Here is a 20764-nt window from a genome sequence, read left to right as displayed (position 1 = left end):
AATTATTTTGTCTTGTCTCAGTAGCTCAGTTGGATAGAGCACTCGCCTTCTAAGCGAGTTGTCGGGGGTTCGAATCCCTCCTGGGACGCCAGTTTTGTTAAAATAAGCGAAGTTAATACATAAAGAAAAAGCCTGAAACCCTTGATATGATTGGGTTTCAGGCTTTTTTGTTGCCTTAGCAAATTTGGTGAGAATGCGATAGAAAACAACACTATAGAATGACTCATTTAATAATGTAGAAAGTGTAGATAAAAAAGCTTCTACTCCAGAGCCACTTTGACAATGTTCCTTGCTAGAAAGGGAGTATCTATTCTGTATATACTATTAGCTCTTGGTCTTCCCTTTGGAGATTTTGCGATGAGCGGTAAACACAAAATAATGCCGAATCAAATGAGAATTGCTTGTGTAGTTTCAGTAATTATTCAATGGTTTTCATTTTTTTATTTGCTGTTATGACACCTTTATCCTTGATCACATCCGTCTGTTTTTTATTACCGCTTTGAATAGTTAGAGCGCGCTTACGAGACATTCGTTTTTATTAAAATAAGCAAAGTTTTAATACATAAAACAAGCCTGGATCTTTACGGACTCAGGCTTTTTCTTTCGCCCTCTATTTCCTCAGATCCCTATCATTCCAATCATTTAATAAACAACAACCTCTATTCCAATGTTAATGATCGCAAAATAAGGATAATTCATGCAAATTAATGAATATTTTACTGTTAAAAATTATTATTATGAATTAATATATTATCACGATAGATTGTCAAGCTAAGTGCGACAACTCTTCCATAACTGCCTCATGAGAAGTTTTCCAATTCAGACATTTGCGTGGTCTATGGTTAATTAAATCCAAAGCACATTGAAGTTCAGCTTGATCAACGGTGTTTAAGTCGTACTTCTTAGGAAAGAATTCTCGGAGAAGTCCATTTGCATTTTCGTTACTGCCTCTTTGCCAAGATGAATATGGATCAGCAAAGTATACCGTCAAGCCATGCTCTTCTAACAATGCTTGATGGCAGGCGAATTCCTTTCCACGGTCAACGGTAGCTGTGAGCATAGGCAACGCGAGTTCTTCTAGCACCGTAGCAACCGCTTGCTCCATAGATGCCGCTGAACGGTCTGGCATTTTTACAGCGTGGTAATAGCGTGTTTTTCGCTCAACAAAAGTAGCCAAGCAGCCTTTACTTTTACCACGGCTAGAAACGACAGTATCAAGCTCCCAATGACCAAAGGATTCACGTTGCTTCACTTCTTTTGGACGTTGCCTGATGGATAACCCGAGATTAAAGCGACCTCTGCTTTCACGAGGCTTTCTACGCTTTCCCTTCTGTCGTAAGAAGATGGTGTTCCCTTGGACTAGCCTACCTTGGTAAATCCAGCGGTAAATGGTTTTGAAGGATACCGCTTGCTCAGGATAGTCTTGTTTCATGCGCCCTTCAATTTGTTCTGGGGACCACGTTGCAGCCAAGGTTTGAGTAAGGTAATGTTCTCTTTCTTTCGTCCACTTCCCTTTAGGCTTGCTTTGCATGCGTTTGCGCTGGTAATCTGCTTGCGCATCGCTAGCCTCATAAGCAGAAGACGAGGTATTCAAACGATGAAGCTCACGAGACACCGTAGAATGATGGCGTTTGATCTGCTGTGCAATGGCTCTCGCACTCCAGCCTAAATGAAATAATGTTTCTATTTTTATACGCTCGTTTATGGTAAGATGTGTATAGCTCATGACGAGCCTCCTTGTAGATGGTGTGTGGTAACTTCATTCTACACGAGTTTTCGTCATGGGTTATTTTTTTAGGTGTCGCACTTCATATTACAATCTATCTCACAAAAATAATTTTCAAATACTCTGCCCTTAACAATAGCACTTATCATCGAACATAAGAGGACAAGAGAATTATTAAGAGCTTGAACACGAATAAAGATTATCATTTTTTATAAGTATTCTCCTTAAATTTTCCTCACTGAAAATTCAAACTAACTATCACAAAGTAAAATTGTTAAATGTGAACTGTCGTCTAGCAATAACTTTTCTCATTAACGATACTTTAACATTTAGTTGGTAATACATAGAAGAATATTGATAATCAGATCTTTATGTAAACGAGCTCCAATTACATCTAAGAAAGGAAAGTAAATATGAGTAAGATTACTAGCAAGATGAGCTTTATTAGTAAGCTGGGCACAGTAAAAATGCGATTGTCACTTTCTTTTTTATTTGTACTATTAGTACCGAGTATATTAATTGGTACCTCTTCTTTTATCGCTGCTAAAAATCAAGTTCAAGATCAGATGATTGCTAAAGCTGAAAGTGATGTTTATTTGCTTAACAATGTAATTAATCAACTCATTAAAGCTAAAATTCAGGAATTAAATACAATCGCTCAGTCATTAAATTCCAATATGGTCAAATCTGAGCCTGGCTCTAGCTTCGGAGCAGGTCTAGAGGCTTCAAGAATATTAGGTAACTTTCTTAATAATCACCCTGAAATTACACTCGCATTTATCGGAACGGAAAAAGGAACTTTTTTAAATTTGCCTTCCCATTTAAAAGTTGACGCTGATTTTGATCCTCGCACTAGAGATTGGTATAAACTAGCAATGGAAAACAAAGGAGAAGTTATTATTACAAATGTATATACTTCTCTAGTGACAAATACTCCGATCATCTCCATCACAAGAACTACTCCAGACGGTAAAGGAGTAGTTGGGATTAATCTAGATTTAGGCCAAATTAGAGAAATAAGTGAATCAATTACAATAGGCAACGCAGGTTATGCCTATATTTATGGAGAAAATAGAACTGTTGTTTATCATCCTACTAAAGAAATTGGTTCTCAAGCAGATGATAATCCGCAAAATAGAGCAATCTATTCAGACGTAAACGGGCGCTTTGTTTATGAATATGAAGGAAAAAATAAAGAATTAGTCTATACAACGAATGAATATACTGGTTGGAAAATTGTAGGCAGTTTTCTCACTTCTGAGTTTGCTGATTCTGCCAATCCAATTAAAAAAATAACAATTATCGTTGTAACTGCTTCTGTTATTGTCGGTATTATTATTATTTTATTAGTATTGCGCTCATTATTAAAACCGCTAAATGTAATAATAACTGCAACCAAAAAAGTCGGAAATGGAGATTTAACTGAGAATATTCAATTAAATCGAAGCGATGAGTTAGGCGAGTTAAGTAAAAGTTTTAATCAAATGTTAGAATCTTTCCGGTCAATTATTCATAATGTCATTGATACATCTAATCAAGTAGCAACTTCATCGGAAGAACTAACTGCTAGCTCTGAACAAACGACAAAAGCAGTAGAGCAAATTACGATTCATTCACAAGAAATGGCAGATGGCGCTGAACAACAAGTAAATAAAGTCAATCAATCGTTATCTACGAGCACCGAGCTTGCTAATATTTCAAATAAGATTGCTTCTAGCATAAATGAATTGGAAGATAAAGCGTTGGCTGCTACAACTTATTCTGAAATCGGCGGTGAATCAATCCACACAGCCGTAAATCAGATGAATTCTATTCAAGTTAATGTACAATCACTGGCAGCAGATATTAATATGCTTGGTGATAAATCTGCGGAGATCGGAAATATTATTACATTAATTAAAGATATTTCTGGTCAAACTGGATTGCTTGCTTTAAATGCTGCAATTGAAGCTGCAAGAGCTGGAGAACAAGGACGCGGCTTTGCAGTGGTCGCAGCTGAAGTACGTAAATTAGCGGAGCAATCAGAAGTGGCTACAAAACAAATCGAAGTTCTGATTAGTACAATTCAAACAGAGATTAATAAGATCATTGCCTCCGTACAGGCAACAACAACGGAAACTGGAAACGGTATTCGTGTTATTCATGAAACTGGAGAGCAATTTGTCAACATACAACAAGCGATTAATCAAATTACTGATCAAATGCACATTCTGACTGCAGAATCTAAATCAGTAACTGAGGAAACTGGTTTAATGAAAACTGCTTTAAACACCATTTCAGATGTGTCAGTAGAAACATTGTCCTCATCTCAAAATGTTGCTGCTGCTGCTGAGCAAACACTATCTTCTATGGAAGAAATTGCTTCTTCTGCCGCAAACTTAGCTTCTATGGCTGAAAACTTGCAAGAGTTAGTTATGAAATTCAAGGTAAATAAATAGTAACTTAAATACTTGAGTTAAACCTAAACAGGGATAGCAATATGCAATAAACATACTGCTATCCCTAATTTCTTTTAAAACCATTGCATGGCAAAATCGTATTTTGAATCTAGAAGACTTACATATCAATTACATAATACAGATATGAATAAATCAAATTTTTCTTGTGGCATATTTTTCAATATTATGTTAATATTAACTTTGTGTTTTTATCAAAATTTGGAAGAAGGAGTCGTTTTATGAAAAAACCGTTGCACTTATCTTAATATCGTTTCTAGTACTGCTAACTGCGTGCGGATCAAATTCCAAATCTGAAATAACCGCAAATGATGTTATTCAGTCTTTTAAAGAGTATGGCTTAGAAGCAGAAAATGCTAGAGCTATGACAAAAGATGATTACGGTATTGCTCCAATGAAAGCAAAGGATGCAGTAATTTTCTATCTCCCATCGCTTGGCGAAGAGAAAAGCGGCCGTGTTTTTATTTATGATAATAAGGAAGATTTAGAAGAAATGAAAATGTACTATGACGAAATAGGAAAAGCGTCTGCTCTATTTTTTAGTTGGACTGCTGCTTCTGGCAAAGTACTGTTACAAATTAACGGTGATATGTCAGAAGAAGAATTTAATAAATATAAAGACATTGTCGAGAATTTTTAACTATAACATAAAAAGCGAGCTTAACCGCTCGCTATATTTTAATTATCCGCCAATATATGACATTCCTATCTTCTTCCGATTGTTAGCAGTAAACTCTGTACGCTCATCAGAATAACGATCTGTACGGTCAAGCCAATATTGTGAAATAGCTGCCTGCAGCTCATCATCTGATTTGCCACCGCGCAGCAAAGCTCGCAGATCAAAGCCATTGCTTGCGAATAAGCAATTATACATTTTTCCTTCAGAGGATATTCTGGCACGCGTACAAGTGGAGCAAAACGATTCAGAAACTGAGGTAATAAAGCCTAGCCGTGCTTTACTATCGTTATAACGATAATATTTAGCAACTTCGCCGTAATAACTTTGCGCTTCTGGCTTTAATACATATTCCTGCTGCAGCAAATCAAGCATTTCTTGCTTTGTCACTACTCGTTTAAAACTCCAACCGTTATCGTTGCCAACATCCATAAATTCAATAAATCGTAAAGTTATATCGCGATCTTTGAAATAGGACGCCATCGGTATGATTTCTTCATCATTTAGTCCCTTTTGCACCACCATATTAACTTTGACCTCAAAGCCAAGTTGCTTGGCATAATCAATATTTTTTAATATAAGTGCTGAATCAATGCCTCTGCCATTCATATATCCAAAAACTTCTCTGTCCAGCGCATCTAAACTAATATTGAGTCTTCTTAACCCCGCAGCAAACAATTGCTTGGCATACTTATGCAGTAAAAGTCCATTCGTTGTTAAGGCAATATCTTCTACCCCTGCTATTGCACGGATTCCTTTAATAAGTACATGTAAATCTTTACGTAATAGCGGTTCGCCGCCTGTAATTCTAATTTTCTTTACGCCTAACTTCACAAAAATGTTGACCAGTCTTATAAATTCTTCGTACGATAACAGCTCTTGTTGCGGTAAAAATGAATAATCATCGCCGAAGACTTCTTTCGGCATGCAATAAATGCAGCGAAAATTACAGCGATCTGTTACTGACAACCGCAAGTCACGCAATGGTCTATGAAGCTTGTCTCGTACTGGTGTCGTCATTTTAGTTCACTTCTTTCATCTAATCTGGTCTGTTGTGCAGCGTAAAGTTTATCTTCATTTGTAAGACTTATTATGCCATCTAGCCCTTCATATAAAAGATAGGCATATCACATGGTAATACGAGATAACGCTCCGCGTCAACATTTATCATTACAGAAACCATCAATCAAAAAAAGCATCCAGCAGTCGAAATAGCGACATGCTGAATGCCAAAATCAAAGATTTATTTGTAAAGCTTAAATTCACTAATTAAATCTTGTAACTCCTCGGCCAGCTTAGCTAATGCTCCAGCGGATGAGGAAATTTCCTCCATTGAGGCTAGTGTTTGCTCAGCAGCCGCTGCTACATTTTGTGTTGAGCTCGAAGTTTCAACAGACACATCTGAAATATTATTCATTGCACCTGACATAACTTCAATATCCGTTGAAATCAAATGAGATTGCTCTGAAACAGCCTCAATTTGCTCAGTAATTTGCAGTATCGCTTTACGAATTTCATCAAATTTTTCACCAGTTTGATGAATGATTTGAATACCTTGCTCTGTTTCCGAAGCTGCAGCCTTTACAGAAGTTACCACCATATTAATTTCTTTTTGAATCGTTGATATTAGCTGTTCAATTTGTTTTGTTCCTTCTTCTGACTGGACGGCAAGCTTACGAACTTCATCTGCAACGACTGCAAAACCGCGTCCTTGTTCCCCTGCTCTAGCCGCTTCGATAGCTGCATTTAGTGCAAGCAGGCCAGTTTGTCCAGAAATATCCTTAATGACGTTGACGATATTGCTTATTTCTGTAGAGCGTACGCCAAGCTGCTCGATGTCGGATGACAATGAGCCTACATTTTTATAGATAGAATTCATCTGATAGACAGCCGATTTTACAGTTTGTCCGCCAATTTCCGAATGCTCAGTAGCAGTTGTTGCCTTTTCTCTTAATTCATTTACGCTTAAAGCTATATGTTGCGAACGCTCAACTAATTTCGTTCCCGTTGCAAGTGAATGGTTAACTTGTTGAACTTGACTCTCTGCGCCTTCAGCCATACTTTGCGCATGTTCTGAAATTTGCTCAGTAGCTCTTGTAGTTTGCTCTGAGCTCGCGCTTAACTGCTCAGATGAAGCAGCAACTTGAGTCGATGTCTCATTAACATTTGACAATATTGAACGTATAGAGCGAACCATCTTATTAAAGCTATTATTCAAAATGCCAAATTCATCCTTGCGATGATTAACGATTTCTTCAGTTAAATCTCCAGAACTTATTTTCTCTGTAGCTGCAAGAATTCTATTCATCGGTCGAATAATTGAACGAAGTACAGTATACGAAATTAAGCATCCTGCAACAATCGAAATAATTAAAACAATAAGCATTGTACGCAGAATAGGAGATGCCGTTTCTCCAAACTCAGATTTATCAAACACTCCGACAAGCTTCCAGCCTGTAAGTTCATTTGTTAAAAAAACTACTTCCCTATAGCTTTTTGTCTCATCATTTTTGTACTCAAACGTACCGTTATCCTCCTCAAATAACCGATTAAATTGAGGAGTGTCTGGAGCTTGCGAACCAATTTCTTTTTCAGGATGATAAATAAAATTGCGCTCAGCATCAATGACATATGCATATCCTTGATTACCAATCGTAATAGATTTTGCTATCTCTTTAATTTGATCCAACTCTACGTTAAGCGCAACTACTCCTTTATTATCAGCTGTAGCTTCAGCGATTGTAATAACAAGAGAATTAGTAGCTTTAGATTCATAGATCGATGTCACAATAGGAGTTCCTTTATTCTCCATAGCAGCAATATACCAAGATCTAACTCGCGGATCAAAATCTGCTGGATTCAATAAATTGGAAGGTGAATTGATATAAACGCCGTCCTCAGTTCCTATGTAAGCAAGAGAAACCTCTGCATGACTATTTTTAAACGTATCCAATGTTTTAGTAGCTTCACTGCTAATACCAACATTCGAACCAGGTTTAACCTTAATCATGCCTCCATTTAATGTATGCGCTAACATATCTATTTCCTGCTGTTTCGCCATAATAAATTGATTGATTACTCCATTAAGCAAAGTCATACTCGTCTCTGCTTTATCAATCATTTGCTTTTCAACTTGATTTGCTGCTGTTTGATAAGAGAAGACCCCGATTAATGTGCTTGGGATTATTAATATCACCAATAAAGAAAAGCTTAATCGCGCTTTTACTGAATGAAAATAATCCCAGATTGCTTTTAAAGTATTTTGTTTTCTTGCTTTGCCCATTTCTGTCTCTTCCTCTCTGTGTCTATTCATTGCTGTCAGTGGGCTTAATAAATAATTAGTTTATTGATCTGACCCCATTCTCTTGTATCGGTTCTTCAACATCATATATGAATATTATTTATCGTATTATTTTTGGAAATATATGAGAGAACCAATCTTTAATACAGCGTTTTCATTTTATTACTTAATCTACCTTTGTATATTTAAAGCTAGGTGTTATTATTACATTCATAATAATTATTTAAATGTTTTGTTATTAATTCAATTATTTAAGGGGAATATATATGAAAAAAAAAACAAACATTCAAGTAAACACAGTGAGTAAAGTAGTATTTATTTCCGTAAAAGGTAGAATGACTTTAGAAGATTCTTCTGTTTTCATTAACGATTATCATGCCACAATGAATTCTATTAATGCAGCAGAATATACACTAGAAGTGGATTGTGTCGATATGCAGGTCGTAACTCCTGAGCTGGCAGAAGATTTAAAGAGGGTTATGGGACTATATAAAACAAGCGGCTTCAATAAAATCTTTTTCAAAATTAAAGAAAACAGTGTTTTAAAAATGCAATTATCACGACTTGCTAGAAATGCTGGCTTAACTAATGCTGAAGTAGTCGATTTAGAGCTTAAAAATTGACCAATTCTTTTTTTCTAGAAATAGTTGTTAGCTTTCGTCGTTTGGGAATAAACGTCTTCGATTTACATGTTTCGGATTAACCGTTTTTCACCCGCTTTTTAAAGCCTGTTACTATGAATAGATTAGGGTAGCAACAGGCTTTAAATGCGGAACGCTGTCGTTTCCAGTCGTTTACTTTCTCCGCTCGGAGCTTTATACACTTAACATTAGTTCGTTGTACTAGAATTCTCAGCAGAGTCTGTGTTTGATTCTGCACTAGAATCTGTATTAGCTTCGGCGGCATCTCTTTGACCTCGTCCAAAGCCTCCTATACCTTGACCGAAACCTCCACCTGGGAAGCCTCCTCCGCCACCAAAGCCCATCGTACCGGCACCTTCCGGACTAATTTGTGCAGTTAGCTCCTGAGCGTTATCATTAATTTTCAATGTGTAGTTTGCATCAGCTTTTAACTTATCGCTGCTAAACAACACATTTGAGAATTTACTATCCAGCGTGACAGAATAAATTAAAGTTTCTCCTTCATAAATTTCAATCGTTGATCCTTCTTCAGCTTTTTCTGAAGCACTATAGTATAGCGATGCTTGGGTAGATTCTTCAATAGGTTTGGCTTCAAACGGTCCAGCACCAAGAATGGTACCGCCAAGTATTTTCAAAGAACCGCTTATATCAATACCGCCGTCACCACCAATATCTGAATCGGTTACTGCCACAATATTACCACCGTAAATGGTTATATCTCCATTTGAGTCTATTCCATCGCCACTTGAATAAATGATGATATTGCCACCGTAAATATTTAAAGAGCTGCCATCAGAGGATTCCATCATCCCTCCGCCCATACCGCCACCTCCTGGACCTCTGCCAGGGAAGTTATTCATTGTTGACTGTCCGTTTGTCTCAGCTGAATTGTTTACTTCACCGTTTTCATCCGATGCTTGGGAGAACGTTTGTTGATCTGGTCGTTGTGGTCTTTGACCGCTTCCTCTCATCGTTTCGCCAGTATTTACACTAATTGCACGATTATCGGCAGTTTGTGTGTCCTCTGATTCAGATCTGTTAGATGAATTGTTAAAATTCTGATTCATGTTAAAGTTCATCATTGGAAATTCTTCTGCTGTACCAGAAGCTGTATTAATTCCATCGTCTGTTACGTTAATTGTATAATTGCCATCATAAATTGTTACATGAACGCCCTCGATACCTTCATAGCCGTTCAGAATATTGAATTCACCATCATACAAAATTAAGTCAGTTTCACTGTGAAGCGCATCATCTCCAGTAGAGATTGTAAAATCACCTTGTAATATAGTAAGCGCAGCACCAGAATGGATGGCATCATCCGCCGTATCCAAATTGTAAACCCCATTCTCAATCCAAATCGCGCCATCTGATTTAATTCCTTTATAACTGTCGCTTTCTGTAACACCAGTTGTTTCTTCGTTCGCATCATCATTAATTGATTGATTCATTTGGTCAATCGTTTCAGTTAACGTTGTCGGTGCCTTATTTTGGCTGCTTGCTTCTCCTATTGGCTGTGCTGGCGGCGCACCTTGACTGCTTGCTTCGCCATTTGGCATCGCTGGCGGCGCACCTTGACTGCTTGCTTCGCCATTTGGCTGTGCTGGAGCTATCCCCTGACTATTGACATCGCCTGTTGGCAAAGATGGCTCAGTCGTATTTTGTCCGTCAGCAAATCGTTGACTAAATTGTTTAATCATCTCTTCTGCTTCATCTTCAGTTACCGTTGAACCATCTGGAAGGGTAAAGGTACCGTCATCATTTTTAAATTGTTCCAGCATGCTTTGCATCATTGATTCATCGAAGCTAAATGGCATCCCGCCTCGCATACCCCCGCCTGGCATACCCATCATTTCTTCGCTTCTTTCAGGTCCGTTAACATAACCTCCATTAGCAACAATTTGATACTCCCCATCCAGCAATACAACATTGCTAAAGCCCTGAATTCCGTCATGACCGGAAGTTATATTAAACTGTCCATTTTCGATATAAATATAACCCTTGTCCTCATCTAAATCGTTGTTGGATTTCAAGCCGTCATTTTGTGCATGAATGGTGAAGCTACCGTCTTTAATTGCAATAGAGTCTCGTCCGCGAATTCCGTCCTCTACTGCTTCAATATCATAAATTCCTGAAATAAAAACTAAATCATCTTTACTTACGATACCGTGACTGGTATTTCCTTTAATGGTTAACTTTCCTGTGCCATTAAATACTAGATCATCTTTACTAAAAATTGTTGCAGGCTTATCATCCTCTGCTCCCTCGAGCAAGTAACTAGAACCGTCCGTCAATATATTTTCGCTTCCTTCTGCTAACGTAATGATTGTTTTTTCTGCTTGATTAATATAGATTGGGGCACTATTTTCACTTGTTAAATTTATGCCATTGAACACTAGGTGAACAGTTCTAGAATTATTTGATTTTATAAGCAACTGACCATCATTCATTGAGCCTGATAATTCATAAACTCCGCCATACAAAATAGTTACTACATTATCTTCTAGCATTGTGCCATTTCCTGATACTTGAATCCCGGCGTCGCTAAAATGAATCTTTGTTGCAGTCTGTGAGTTCCAGTAGGAATCCATATCATCTTTAGCAAATGTCACGGTAAGAGGCCTTCCATCTGCTTTTGCTACTATTGATACATTCGAAGCATTGGATGAACTAAACCATGTTCCTGCAATAATTAATACACATACAATGATTGCAATTGAGACACGATAAATCCATGGGTTATGTTTCATTTCTTATTCACTCCAATATCAATTAATCTTATAAGTTATTTGGCTTTACGTATTTCCTATACTTTTAAAAGCAAGCAAATGTATAGGCCGTTCTAATCCACTCCTAAATTTCATCCTTTCTCCTTTCTCTTTTTCTAAATGTAATGACGAAATCTGAAACCAAGATTAAAAATTATATTAAAACGTACTATTTTCAGCACATCTTCAGCTTCGATGTAAAAATATAAGCATTGCCCAGTAACAAGCAAACGGTGAAATCTGCTCAAAGATTTCACCGTTTGCTCATTTTGGGCTCTGTTTTTTAGTTCCATGATCCGTTCGTAGCACATATTTTCTAAAATTTACTGCCATTAAGGCTAGTCCAATCTCAAGTTCCACCTTCCATTTTCCACGAACCGAAAAACGAGTGAAACCTAAATTAGCCTTCAAGAATTCAAAAACTGGCTCAACGTCAATTTTTCGTTAACGGTAGAGCTCACCTGTTTTTTCTCCTAAAAGCTGCTCTCTTACATAAGTTTTTTGTTGTTCCCAACGTGCATTGATCATCAGTTGTCGGTTTCTTCCTTCTCCTGCCTTCGTGCATGCCGTTCGGACAAATATAACCATCTTTCTCAGCATCGTAGTGCCAGTTACTCGTTTGAAATGGATCGGCTTTGAGCTTGTATAGCTTTCAACCACACGATCGAGGTGTTTTGCGAGCTCCAATAAGTTTTCCGTAGAGAGTTCTTGCTCATGTTCAAGCTCTGGAATGCTCTTTTGTTTCAATAACTCGTTGTACAGTTGATTAGACTTTTTCTCTATCAATAAATCTACTATTCAATATCAAACAATTAACTTTTATAGCAATTATTTAATTTAGTAGATTTATTTATTCCTATAGTTAATAAGAATTTCGTATTTTCTTAATCCTCATGTACGAATTTAACTCTCTTGTTAACTTGCTATTATTTTTAATATTAAAAGCCAAATATAAAGTTAACCATTAGCAGGTTATTAGTTTTTTATTATAATAGCTAAATCATTGTCATTTACCCATCATAATAAACAAATTATGCTAATTATGTAATTAATTTTATTTAAGGAGGGTTCATCGATGAAGAGAAAAACTTGGATTTCAGGCATCGTTGCAGCAGTCACCATGGCGATTCTACTTACTGGCTCTGTGTTTGCAGCAACTGTTTTTTATGAACCATTCAATTACCACAATACTGATGCATGGCACAAAGCAGATGGATGGTCCAATGGCGGAATGTTTAACTGTACATGGCGTGCCAACAACGTCTCTTTCACAAGTGGAGGCGAGTTAAGACTAGCAATTACAAGTCCTTCATACAACAAGTTTGATTGTGGAGAATTCCGAACCAATTATAAGTTTGGCTATGGATATTACGAAGTTCGTATGAAACCAGCTAAAAATCCAGGTGTAGTATCCTCTTTCTTCACCTACACGGGCCCATCCGATGGTACACAATGGGATGAAATCGATATTGAATTCTTAGGTAAAGATACGACAAAAGTTCAGTTCAACTACTATACAAATGGCGTAGGTGGACATGAACACGTCGTAGACTTAGGATTCGATGCTTCACAAGCATATCATACTTACGCATTTGATTGGCAACCAGGATATATCAAATGGTACGTAGATGGTGTTTTAAAACATACTGCATATTCAAATATTCCATCAACACCAGGCAGAATTATGGTTAATTTATGGAATGCAACTGGCGTAGATGGTTGGACAGGAACTTATAACGGAGCAAATCCACTTTATGCATACTATGATTACGTAAGATATACAAGTAATTAACGATGAGTTTTCAAATCTATTGAGTGAGATAGATTTCACCGTTTGCTCTTTTTATTTAAAAAATGAACTCCTGGCACTCTACTTTTGTGGAGCACCAGGAGTTTTCTTTCATTTGGCCGAGTTTTGTTCCAGCCTCTAATTTTATTTCTATATATAATATATCAAGGGGGATTCATATCATAGCTTTGTGCAGTTTCAAACCTAACACTCTAGTATCTAGCAACAACCATTTTCTTTCTTGTGTAAAATTCTACGCCGTCTTTACCATTGGCATGTAAATCTCCATAAAATGATTTTTTGTAGCCAGAGAATGGGAAGAAAGCCATTGGTGCTGGAACGCCAACATTAATACCGAGCATCCCTGCGTCAATATTTTCACGGTAAATGCGCATTGCTTTTAAACTATTGGTATACAGCACGCTGCCGTTGGCAAATTCTGATTTGTTTGCCAGTGCGATTGCTTCTTCTAACGTATCAACACGAACAATCGATAATACAGGTGCAAATACTTCATCACGCCAAATTTTCATTTCATTTGTAACCCGATCGAAAATTGTTGGCCCAACGAAATAACCTTTATCCATATTCGCAACTGCTTCACGACCATCAAGCAGCAAATCGGCTCCTTCGTCAATCGCTGATTGAATATAGCCTAATGTTCTCTCCTTATGACTTTGACGAATAACTGGTCCAAGGAAGTAATTGCCTTCACTACCGTCGCCAATCGTAATATTTTTCGCTGCTTCAACTAATCGCTCAATTAATGGCTCAGCAACATCGCCAACCGTAACTACGACAGAGGTTGCCATACAACGTTCGCCTGCTGAACCAAATGATGCATTAATAATTTCTTTAACTGCAAGATCGAGGTCAGCATCTGGCATAACGATTGCATGGTTTTTAGCCCCTGCTAAAGCTTGAACGCGTTTGCCATGTGCGGCAGCAGTTTTATAGACATATTCTGCAACTGGCTGTGAACCAACAAAGGAAATCGCGTTTACGTCTTCATTTTCTAAAAGCTCATTAACAACATCATGCGATCCATGCACAATGTTTAGTACTCCTGCAGGCAAGCCCGCTTCTGTAATTAGTTCGGCTAAACGATTTGATAAAATTGGCGTACGCTCTGATGGTTTCAAAACAAATGTATTGCCGCATGCAATCGCGAGCGGGAACATCCAGCATGGCACCATCATCGGGAAATTAAACGGAGTAATTCCGCCAACTACCCCAAGCGGATAACGATAAAAGCCAGATTCCAGACCCGTTGCAATATCTGGCAATACGCTGCCCATCATTAAGCTTGGCGCGCCTGCTGCAAATTCTACACATTCGATCCCGCGCTGCACCTCTCCGTATGCTTCGGAATAACTTTTTCCATTTTCGATTGTAATTAGCTTGGCAAGTTCTTCCCAATGTTCAACAAGCAGCTGCTGATATTTAAATAAGATTCTCGCACGACGAGGAACTGCTGTATTTCTCCATGCTGGAAAAGCAGCTTTTGCTGCGGCAATCGCTTCCTTAACTTCCTCGCGCGTAGAATGAGGCACCGTTGCAATGGTCACGCCTGTCGCGGGATTTGGGACATCCTCGCGACGAGCGCTTTGTGAATCTACCCAATTGCCATTAATAAAGTTTTGAATTTGTTGAACCGACATCTCCATTTCTCCCTTCACTTCTATCTCTTCTGTTTCAACCGCATTAAGTCTCTAGTAGGCTAATCAGCTATCCCTGTTGTTCATGCTGAGCAATCAGCTCCTCTATTTGCGAAAACCTTGGCATTGCATCTGAGCAGCTATGACTTGCTACAACAATTGATGCAGCCGCTGCTCCCCACTTCTGGCAGGTTGGAATATCTGCACCAGTGAGCAGACCATAAATAAATGCACCCGCATAGGAATCCCCTGCACCAAATGTTTTAACTACATTAGCAGGATAAATTTTTCCGACGTACTGCTCCCCGCTTGCGGTATACACAACTGAACCATCCCCGCCATGCTTTATAACAACAAGCTTCGCTCCTTTATCTAGCCATCTTGCAGCAATTTGCTGATCATCAGCTTCACGTCCAAGCATAATTTCCATTAACTGAAATTCTTCTCTGCCACCGAAGATAACATCGCTTTTTTCCGCAATTAAACTGGCATAAATGCCCGCTTCTTCCTTTGAAGCCCAAGTGTATGCCCGATAATCAATATCAAACATAACAATGACGCCGTTTCGCTTGGCAAGCTCTACCGCCTTTAATGCTGCTTCACGCGATGGGCTCGCTGCTAGTGCAGTTCCTGAAATTAATAATGCCTTAGCGCTTTTAATATAATCTTCATCAATATCTTTTGGTTCAAGCTTTAAATCTGCAACGTTATCACGATACATTAGAATGCTGCAATCCGTTGGTGACTTAATTTCAGTAAATGCCAGTCCAGTCACTGAATAGCTTTCATTAGTTATAACATGTGATGTGTCGATCTCATTTTTTATTAAATAATTGCGTATAAATCTGCCATGCTGATCATCGGAAATTCGTCCGATAAACCCTGTATTCAAGCCAAGTCGGGCAGCAGCTATGGTGATGTTTGCTGGTGAGCCGCCAACATACTTTGTAAAGGTGACCGTTTCTTCCATCGGACGATGAATTTCATTCGCATTTAAATCGATACATAAGCGCCCTAATGCAATAAAATCTAGCGGCTTGCTCTGGTCAAATGCTAGCATCTCTTATTTCTCCTCCTTTTCTGCATCACTTTTCCATGTATCAAAAATCCATTCATGAGCCTTGTCATTATGGAATTTCCATGTACGCACTGGTCCAGCCATTACATTTAAGTAATAGCTGCGATAACCAGGAGGAGCAGACACAGGATGATATCCCTTTGGCACTAAAACGACCTGATCATTTTTCACCGTCATTAACTCATCTAAGGAGCGATCATCGGTATACACATGCTGAATAACAAAGCCATGCTCTGGTGAAACCTTATGATAATAAGTTTCTTCTAGCAGAGATTGATGCGGTAAGTCCAGCTCATCATGTTTATGAGGCGGATAACTTGACCAGTGACCTTCTGGGGTAAAAACCTCTACAACTAGCAATGATTCCGCAGGCTCTGATTCAGGCAACAGATTATGAATGTAGCGCTCCGCACTTCCTTTACCGCGCACCTCAACATTAATTTGCTCAGGTGTAATTAAGCGAGCTGCAAGTTCACCTTTAGCTGGAGCTTTGCAAAATGCAAGCTCTGCATCCGTATGAGCTACCACTTCAATTACATCTAATGGCGGAACATAGAGCAAATAAGGAGGAATTTGCTCAAATACACTCATTCGCTTGCCAACATTTTTCCACTCATTAGTAGCTGTTTTGAAGGAGACAATACCGCTCATGACAACAACAGCAACCTCTTGGTCCACCGTTTCATAATTTAATTGCTCATTGCTCGCTAGCTTATATACTTCAAAGCCAACATAGCTCCATCCAGCCGACTGAGGTGTCACCTGCACAGTTAAACCCGTTGTACTCGTAGAAGGAACAATTAATGAACTCATCCCGGCAACCTCCTATTCTACCTCGTTCATATGAACGACTCGACGTTCTAACAATGATTTTTTTGCAGCAAAGGCAATTCGTTCCGCCTGAAGCCCATCGTATAAAGAAACTGATGGTTTCACTCCGTTTTTAATGCTGTTTGCAAAGTCATTAATTTCACTGATATACGAATCGATGTAGCGATCAAGGAAGAAATATTTTGGATGATCAGTTGAAATTTTTTCCTTCGTGCTAATTTTAACTGTAGTCGGTACATCATTTTCTGCACTCACACAGCCAAGATCGCCTAATACTTCAACACGTTGGTCATATCCGTACACTGCTTTGCGGCAGTTATCAATAACGCCAAGCACACCATTCGTAAATTTCAGGGTAATGATTGCAGTGTCTATATCACCGAGCTGACCAATTTGCGGATCGACTAATACAGCTCCTTCTGCGTATACCGTTTCAACCTCACTGCCAGATAAGAAGCGCGCCATATCAAAGTCATGAATGCTCATATCCATAAACATTCCGCCTGATGCCTCAATATAGCTTGCAGGCGGCGGTGCTGGATCGCGTGACGTAATTTTCACTACTTGCGTCTGTCCGATCTCGCCGTTAACAATATGTTCTTTAACTTTGCTAAAGTTATGATCGAATCTACGATTAAAGCCTACTTGAAAGATAACGCCTGATTTATCAACTAGCTCCAAAATTTCTTTTGTATCCTCATAGTGGAAGCTGACAGGCTTCTCGCAAAAAATATGCTTTTTATGAGATGCTGCCTGCTTAATAATTTCAATATGTGTATTCGTGGGTGAACAGATAAAGATAGCCTGCACTCGCTCATCTTTAATTAGGTCCATATAGTCGTTTGATACGATAGCAAGATCTTTCCCCCACTCCTTCAAACTATCGTTTAAGAACACATCAGAGAAGCCTATTAATTCAAAGCTATTATGTCGCTGAATATGCTCTGCGTGCAGTTTTCCGATTCGTCCTAACCCGACGATACCTACTCCAATTTTCGCTGTCATAAGTCTCTCCTATTTAATAGAATGAAATAATGATTGCGCTCATTTAACTTTAGAAAGATACGTTATTTCATCAGTCCGATTTCTTGTAAATGCTTGATTGCCTTTTGTGCATAAGTTACTGGATTAGCTACCTCAGGATCCTGCTCTGCTTCAATAATAATCCAGCCATTATAGCCTCGTTTGATTAGCTCATCTGCTATTGGAGCAAATGAAATACAGCCATCGCCAGGCACCGTAAATACTCCTCTTTGCACACCTGTTCTAAAGCGAAGCCCTGATGCTCTAAGTTCATCGAGTTGAGCTTGGCGAATATCTTTCAAATGAATATAAGCAATACGGTCATAATACTTTTGCAGCAGCGTTAGCGGATCATAACCGCCGTAATAAGCATGACCTGTATCATATAGCAGATGAACAAGCTCTGGGTTTGTTTCAGCCATTAAGCGATCAATTTGATGCGGCTTCTCTATCACGGTTTCCCCATGATAATGGTAAACAAGCTTCATCCCTTTATCCCTGCAGTATTGTCCTGCTTGATGTAAACCATCGATTAAGGACGCCCACTGAGCATCAGTAAGCTCTTCAACCGTTACCTTATTGCTTGTTAAATCCTCAAACTGATTTCCACTTTCGCAGGTCACTACATGCTTACAGCCCATTGCTGCAAGAAAATCTACACTTTTTTTGAACGTTTGAAGTGATGCTGCTTTTTTGCTTTCATCGCTAAAGTTCACTGAATTCCATTGCGAGCTAAGTACCATCCCATAGCTGTCAAGCAAAGCCTTTAATTTTGCTACATCTCTAGGAAACTTGCGACAAAATTCCGTTCCTTTGAAGCCAAGACTAGACATATCCGATAAAACTTGATCTGCTGTATAATGATCACCCAATGATAAAATATCCTCATTCACCCAGTTAATCGCTGATATACCAAAGGAAATTGCCATAATATCCCCCTAACTTAGAGCTGTTTAATATTTTTAACCTGCTCCTTATATTCTTCGTATGACTTCCGTACTGCTGGCTGTGTTGATACTTCGGCTACGCCTACTTGCCACCAAGAGCGATAGTTTTGTGTGCCTGTTCCAGGTAAAACAGGAATATGGATTAACGTTGTTTTCGTTTGCTGCTTCGCTTGTTTCAATGCTTCACGCAACTCCTCTTTTGTTGTCGCTGTATAAGCAACCGCCCCCATGCTGCGTGCATGCGCGGCGAAGTCAATTGAGAGATAGTCGCCTTCAAGCATGCCGTTCTCACTGCGGGCACGGAATTCATTGCCGAAGCTATTGCTGCCATGACTGCGCTGCAAATTATGAATACATTGGAAGCCATGATTATCAAGCAGTATAATCGTGATTTTTACTCCCTCCTGAATGCTAGTAAGCAGCTCAGAATGCAGCATTAAATAGCTTCCATCTCCTACTAGTGCATATACCTCCTGATTAGGCGCTGCTAGCTTTACGCCAAAGGCGCCGCTCACTTCATATCCCATACAAGAGAAGCCATATTCTAGATGATAGGTTTTTGGCTGAGTGGTACGCCACACTCGATGTAAATCCCCAGGCATACTTCCTGCGGCACAGACAATAATCGCATCTTCCTCGATAAAGCGATTCACCTCGCCAAGCACCGCTGTTTGCACTAAGCCTAGCTCTGATTCCGCATCATATAACCGTTCAACCTCGGTATTCCATGATTGCTGCAGTGATGATATATAATTAGGCTCATATGCTGAACGATAAGAAATCGCTTTCAATTCTGCTATAAGATGTTGCAGCGTTAAACGAGCATCCCCTACGACACAAACTCCCGTAGATTTTACTGCATCTAATCGAGAAACATTTATATTAACAAATTTAACGTTTGGATGTTGGAAAGCTGTTTTCGAGGCAGTTGAAAAATCAGCTAAACGCGTACCAACTGCAATAATGACATCCGCTTCTGCTGCTAATATGTTAGCTGCCTCGGTACCAGTTACGCCAACCCCTCCTACAGCCATTGGATGTTTCCAGCTCATTGCGCTTTTCCCTGCCTGTGTTTCTGCAACTGGGATATGGCAAAGCTCCGCCAGTTGTTGAAGTTCTTCTAAAGCCTGTGAATAATGCGCTCCACCGCCAGCAATGATTAATGGCTTCTTAGCTTGCTTAATTAATTGTACAGCATCAGCAATCGCAGCATTTGCTGGTGCAAGCCGATCAATTCGATGCACTACTTTTTCAAACATTGAAGCTGGATAATCGTATGCCTCGCACTGAACATCTTGCGGTAGACAAAGCGTCACTGCTCCTGTTTCAGCAGGATCTACTAATACACGCATTGCATGAGTTAAAGAGGAGATTAATTGTTCTGGGCGCTGAATCCGATCCCAGTACTTGCTGACAGGTTTAAACGCATCATTTGCAGACACGGTATAATCCATTGGATATTCGATTTGCTGTAAAACAGGGTCTGGAGCGCGACTTGCGAAAATATCACCAGGCAGTAATAGCAACGGTATTCTGTTGACAGTTGCCACACCTGCTGCAGTTACCATATTTAATGCACCAGGACCTATCGATGAAGTACAAGCATAGGTGGAAAGGCGATTACTTTGCTTCGCGTAGGCGATCGCTGCGTGAGCCATTCCTTGTTCATTTTTCCCTTGAATAAAAGGCAAACCGTCACGCTCCTGATCTAAGGCTTGACCGATCCCTGTGACATTGCCATGCCCGAATATACCCATTATTCCAGCAAAAAACTTATATTCTGCACCGTCCAGCTCAACATATTGCTGATGCAGAAACTTCACTAACGCTTGCGCCATTGTAAGTCTAACCGTCTTCATTACCACACCTC

General features: G+C 39.1%; 14 protein-coding genes, 1 tRNA gene and 1 pseudogene. 5 read left to right on the top strand and 11 right to left on the bottom strand.

The genetic code is table 11. From position 1 onward, the window contains the following. Positions 1 to 14 precede the first annotated feature (14 nt). Positions 15 to 91, top strand: a tRNA-Arg gene (locus tag AC2TDL_RS16255). A 675-nt stretch (positions 92 to 766) separates the two neighbouring features. Here AC2TDL_RS16255 and AC2TDL_RS16250 read toward each other — a convergent pair. Next, a complete protein-coding gene (locus AC2TDL_RS16250; RefSeq protein ID WP_484696043.1) occupies positions 767 to 1726 on the bottom strand; it encodes an IS30 family transposase in 960 nt (319 codons plus the stop codon). Positions 1727 to 2139: 413 nt separating this feature from the next. Between AC2TDL_RS16250 and AC2TDL_RS16245 the strand changes: the two genes are divergently transcribed. Both AC2TDL_RS16245 and AC2TDL_RS16240 read left to right on the top strand, forming a co-directional pair. Continuing rightward, positions 2140 to 4164: a methyl-accepting chemotaxis protein gene (locus AC2TDL_RS16245; RefSeq protein WP_484697108.1), complete on the top strand. Its 2025-nt coding sequence runs from the start codon at positions 2140 to 2142 to the stop codon at positions 4162 to 4164. A 382-nt stretch (positions 4165 to 4546) separates the two neighbouring features. Continuing rightward, complete coding sequence (locus tag AC2TDL_RS16240) at positions 4547 to 4822, top strand: hypothetical protein (protein ID WP_484697107.1); 276 nt, start codon at positions 4547 to 4549, stop codon at positions 4820 to 4822. Between the two features lie 42 nt (positions 4823 to 4864). On the opposite strand, the gene moaA is transcribed toward AC2TDL_RS16240, so the two are convergent. Both moaA and AC2TDL_RS16230 read right to left on the bottom strand, forming a co-directional pair. Beyond that, positions 4865 to 5878 carry a GTP 3',8-cyclase MoaA gene (gene moaA, locus AC2TDL_RS16235; RefSeq protein WP_484697106.1) on the bottom strand — a complete coding sequence of 338 codons (1014 nt, stop codon included), beginning with the start codon at positions 5876 to 5878 and terminating at the stop codon, positions 4865 to 4867. 223 nt (positions 5879 to 6101) lie between these two features. Further along, positions 6102 to 8141 (bottom strand): methyl-accepting chemotaxis protein, encoded by a 2040-nt coding sequence (locus AC2TDL_RS16230; protein ID WP_484697105.1) that lies wholly within the window; start codon positions 8139 to 8141, stop codon positions 6102 to 6104. A gap of 284 nt (positions 8142 to 8425) precedes the next feature. Between AC2TDL_RS16230 and AC2TDL_RS16225 the strand changes: the two genes are divergently transcribed. Further along, complete coding sequence (locus tag AC2TDL_RS16225) at positions 8426 to 8782, top strand: hypothetical protein (RefSeq protein ID WP_484697104.1); 357 nt, start codon at positions 8426 to 8428, stop codon at positions 8780 to 8782. Positions 8783 to 8988: 206 nt separating this feature from the next. Here AC2TDL_RS16225 and AC2TDL_RS16220 read toward each other — a convergent pair whose 3' ends face one another. Both AC2TDL_RS16220 and AC2TDL_RS16215 read right to left on the bottom strand, forming a co-directional pair. Continuing rightward, positions 8989 to 11550, bottom strand: coding sequence for a carbohydrate-binding domain-containing protein (locus AC2TDL_RS16220; RefSeq protein ID WP_484697103.1), 2562 nt, complete (start codon positions 11548 to 11550; stop codon positions 8989 to 8991). A gap of 282 nt (positions 11551 to 11832) precedes the next feature. Continuing rightward, a pseudogene (locus AC2TDL_RS16215) lies at positions 11833 to 12220 on the bottom strand (transposase); the annotation flags it as partial. Between the two features lie 423 nt (positions 12221 to 12643). Here AC2TDL_RS16215 and bglS point away from each other — a divergent pair. Next, the gene (gene bglS, locus AC2TDL_RS16210) at positions 12644 to 13360 is read left to right on the top strand and encodes a beta-glucanase (RefSeq protein ID WP_484697102.1); all 717 of its coding nucleotides are present in this window, start codon (positions 12644 to 12646) and stop codon (positions 13358 to 13360) included. 209 nt (positions 13361 to 13569) lie between these two features. Here bglS and AC2TDL_RS16205 read toward each other — a convergent pair whose 3' ends face one another. The 6 genes from AC2TDL_RS16205 to iolD form a co-directional block, all read right to left on the bottom strand. Then, a complete protein-coding gene (locus AC2TDL_RS16205; protein WP_484701236.1) occupies positions 13570 to 15024 on the bottom strand; it encodes a CoA-acylating methylmalonate-semialdehyde dehydrogenase in 1455 nt (484 codons plus the stop codon). A gap of 61 nt (positions 15025 to 15085) precedes the next feature. After that, a complete protein-coding gene (iolC, locus tag AC2TDL_RS16200) occupies positions 15086 to 16075 on the bottom strand; it encodes a 5-dehydro-2-deoxygluconokinase (RefSeq protein WP_484697101.1) in 990 nt (329 codons plus the stop codon). Between the two features lie 3 nt (positions 16076 to 16078). Then, on the bottom strand, positions 16079 to 16906 hold the full coding sequence (gene iolB / locus AC2TDL_RS16195) for a 5-deoxy-glucuronate isomerase (RefSeq protein ID WP_484697100.1): 828 nt from the start codon (positions 16904 to 16906) through the stop codon (positions 16079 to 16081). 12 nt (positions 16907 to 16918) lie between these two features. Next, the gene (gene iolG / locus AC2TDL_RS16190) at positions 16919 to 17929 is read right to left on the bottom strand and encodes an inositol 2-dehydrogenase (protein ID WP_484697099.1); all 1011 of its coding nucleotides are present in this window, start codon (positions 17927 to 17929) and stop codon (positions 16919 to 16921) included. Between the two features lie 62 nt (positions 17930 to 17991). After that, positions 17992 to 18876 carry a myo-inosose-2 dehydratase gene (iolE, locus tag AC2TDL_RS16185; RefSeq protein ID WP_484697098.1) on the bottom strand — a complete coding sequence of 295 codons (885 nt, stop codon included), beginning with the start codon at positions 18874 to 18876 and terminating at the stop codon, positions 17992 to 17994. A 14-nt stretch (positions 18877 to 18890) separates the two neighbouring features. Next, on the bottom strand, positions 18891 to 20753 hold the full coding sequence (iolD, locus tag AC2TDL_RS16180; protein ID WP_484697097.1) for a 3D-(3,5/4)-trihydroxycyclohexane-1,2-dione acylhydrolase (decyclizing): 1863 nt from the start codon (positions 20751 to 20753) through the stop codon (positions 18891 to 18893). Positions 20754 to 20764: the final 11 nt, after the last annotated feature.

This window comes from Paenibacillus sp. plas6, assembly GCF_057221655.1.
This window is presented reverse-complemented; position numbering and strand designations above follow the sequence as displayed.

Coding starts and splice junctions, on each gene's coding strand:
- iolG (WP_484697099.1), bottom strand. CDS start 17,929: ATGACAGCGAAAATTGGAGTAGGTATCGTCGGGTTAGGACGAATCGGA.
- AC2TDL_RS16205 (WP_484701236.1), bottom strand. CDS start 15,024: ATGGAGATGTCGGTTCAACAAATTCAAAACTTTATTAATGGCAATTGG.
- iolB (WP_484697100.1), bottom strand. CDS start 16,906: ATGAGTTCATTAATTGTTCCTTCTACGAGTACAACGGGTTTAACTGTG.
- AC2TDL_RS16250 (WP_484696043.1), bottom strand. CDS start 1,726: ATGAGCTATACACATCTTACCATAAACGAGCGTATAAAAATAGAAACA.
- iolC (WP_484697101.1), bottom strand. CDS start 16,075: ATGCTAGCATTTGACCAGAGCAAGCCGCTAGATTTTATTGCATTAGGG.
- moaA (WP_484697106.1), bottom strand. CDS start 5,878: ATGACGACACCAGTACGAGACAAGCTTCATAGACCATTGCGTGACTTG.
- AC2TDL_RS16230 (WP_484697105.1), bottom strand. CDS start 8,141: ATGGGCAAAGCAAGAAAACAAAATACTTTAAAAGCAATCTGGGATTAT.
- iolE (WP_484697098.1), bottom strand. CDS start 18,876: ATGGCAATTTCCTTTGGTATATCAGCGATTAACTGGGTGAATGAGGAT.
- AC2TDL_RS16240 (WP_484697107.1), top strand. CDS start 4,547: ATGACAAAAGATGATTACGGTATTGCTCCAATGAAAGCAAAGGATGCA.
- iolD (WP_484697097.1), bottom strand. CDS start 20,753: ATGAAGACGGTTAGACTTACAATGGCGCAAGCGTTAGTGAAGTTTCTG.
- AC2TDL_RS16220 (WP_484697103.1), bottom strand. CDS start 11,550: ATGAAACATAACCCATGGATTTATCGTGTCTCAATTGCAATCATTGTA.
- AC2TDL_RS16245 (WP_484697108.1), top strand. CDS start 2,140: ATGAGTAAGATTACTAGCAAGATGAGCTTTATTAGTAAGCTGGGCACA.
- AC2TDL_RS16225 (WP_484697104.1), top strand. CDS start 8,426: ATGAAAAAAAAAACAAACATTCAAGTAAACACAGTGAGTAAAGTAGTA.
- bglS (WP_484697102.1), top strand. CDS start 12,644: ATGAAGAGAAAAACTTGGATTTCAGGCATCGTTGCAGCAGTCACCATG.